Genomic DNA, 1,898 nt, shown 5'->3' with positions numbered 1-1,898 from the left:
GAAAAAGAATACGCTTTTTGTGTGCCAGGCATGTTCATTAACTTGGCGGTGAAAGTCCGCTATGGGCGTTGGGATATGCGAACCATTAGCTGAAGGCAAGGGTGTCCGTGGCGACGCGGAATCTGAAGGAAGCCCTAGGCAAATCCTTGGTCTGAGGTACACGAATCACATTTGAGGTTTCCACTCCTGGATGAGTTTGCAAAACAAAACAAAGTCCAAAATATCCCCGGATAGGATGGGAATAAATGTGGCAGATATATGAGGAGAAAGTGAATGAACTTACCCTGGGAGATCTCTTAACCCCCTTTATAGGAACCTATTTAGTGATAAATAGCTGAATTAAGAGAAGTCAGCAGAAGTCATAGTACCAACCTAACGGTTGGGAAGGACTGAACGAAAGGAGAGAACATGTTAGAGCCATTTACAAAGGGGCGATGAAACAGAAACCGAAGGGGTTTCAAGGGGAGTCTTGGACGGAATCCAGGAGATTCTTTTGAAATGTAGAGTTACCTTTGTACAAACTTGACGACATGGGACCAATATGGAATCTAATGATAATTTAATTCGAAGAATTATAAGCCCGGATAACCTAAACCTAGCTTTTGTGAAGGTGAAGAGGAATAAAGGGGCAGCGGGAGTCGATGCGAAAGATATAGAAGCGACCCGCCTTCACCTTAAAGAACAGGGTCAAGAAATTATAAGGCTTATACAGGACGGAAAGTACAAGCCCCAGCCAGTACGAAGAGTCGAAATTCCTAAACCAGATGGAGGGAAAAGAAAACTAGGAATTCCCACGGTAACGGACCGGGTAATCCAACAAGCCATGGTCCAAGTCTTAACACCCATTTTTGATAGGCTATTCAATCCGAACAGCTATGGTTTCAGACCGAACAAAAGTGCACATCAAGCTATTGAACAGGCAAGGACATACATCGAAGATGGATATCAATTCGTTGTGGACATTGATCTTGAGAAATTTTTCGATAAAGTGAACCATGATAAACTCATGTCCCTAATTTCAAGAACAATTGAGGACAAGCCGACCTTAAAGCTAATCCGACGATATTTACAAGCAGGTATTATGGAGAATGGGCTAGTTACAGTAAATAGAGAAGGAACTCCACAAGGAGGACCATTAAGCCCTCTTCTTAGTAACATTATGTTAAATGAACTTGATAAGGAACTTGAAAAGCGTGGACATAAATTTGTTCGCTATGCCGATGATTGCAACATATACGTCAAGAGCCATAAAGCGGGAGAACGGGTGAAACAAGGTATCACGGACTTTATTGAGAAGAAATTAAAACTGAAGGTGAATGAGGCGAAAAGTGCAGTGGGAAAGCCAGTGGCACGGATATTCTTAGGGGTGAGTTTTTACTCTTCGAGCAACAACACCCGAGTATACGTGCCGAAGAAATCGAAAAAGAGACTCGAGGAAAAGCTTAAAAAGTTAACAAACCGCAATTGGGGAATAGCCATGGAATACCGAATTCTTAAGATCAACCAATTAATCCAAGGGTGGGGAAACTACTTCAAAATAGCTGACATCAAGAAATATGCTGGAAAGATAGACGGGCATATCAGGAGAAGGCTACGTGCATGCCGTTGGAAAGAGTGGAAGAAAGTCAGGACCAAATTTAGGAACCTAACGAGATTGGGAATCAAGAAAAGTAAGGCGTGGCAATATGCAAACTCCCGTAAGGGATACTGGAGAAATTCCAAGAGTCCTGCCTTGGACCAAGCCATGAACAATAGATATTGGCTTCAACAAGGATTAAAACAATTAACAAACATTATTACATAAACTTTCGAACCGCCGTATACCGAACGGTACGTACGGTGGTGTGAGAGGTCGGGGGTTAATCACCCCCTCCTACTCGATTGCAGGATGTTAACAT

The 1,898-nt window shown here is 42.7% G+C and carries 1 protein-coding gene; it reads left to right on the top strand.

Features of this window, described 5'->3' with window-relative positions; genetic code table 11:
* The first annotated feature begins 541 nt into the window (after positions 1-541).
* Positions 542-1,804 (top strand): group II intron reverse transcriptase/maturase, encoded by a 1,263-nt coding sequence (gene ltrA, locus BK139_RS23325; protein ID WP_076263577.1) that lies wholly within the window; start codon positions 542-544, stop codon positions 1,802-1,804.
* Positions 1,805-1,898: the final 94 nt, after the last annotated feature.

Source organism: Paenibacillus sp. FSL R5-0490 (assembly GCF_001956215.1).
Taxonomy (GTDB): Bacteria; Bacillota; Bacilli; order Bacillales; family Cytobacillaceae; genus Cytobacillus.
The sequence above is the reverse complement of the archived record's forward strand: the minus strand, read 5'-3'. Positions and strand labels throughout refer to the sequence as shown.

Coding starts and splice junctions, on each gene's coding strand:
- ltrA (WP_076263577.1), top strand. CDS start 542: ATGGAATCTAATGATAATTTAATTCGAAGAATTATAAGCCCGGATAAC.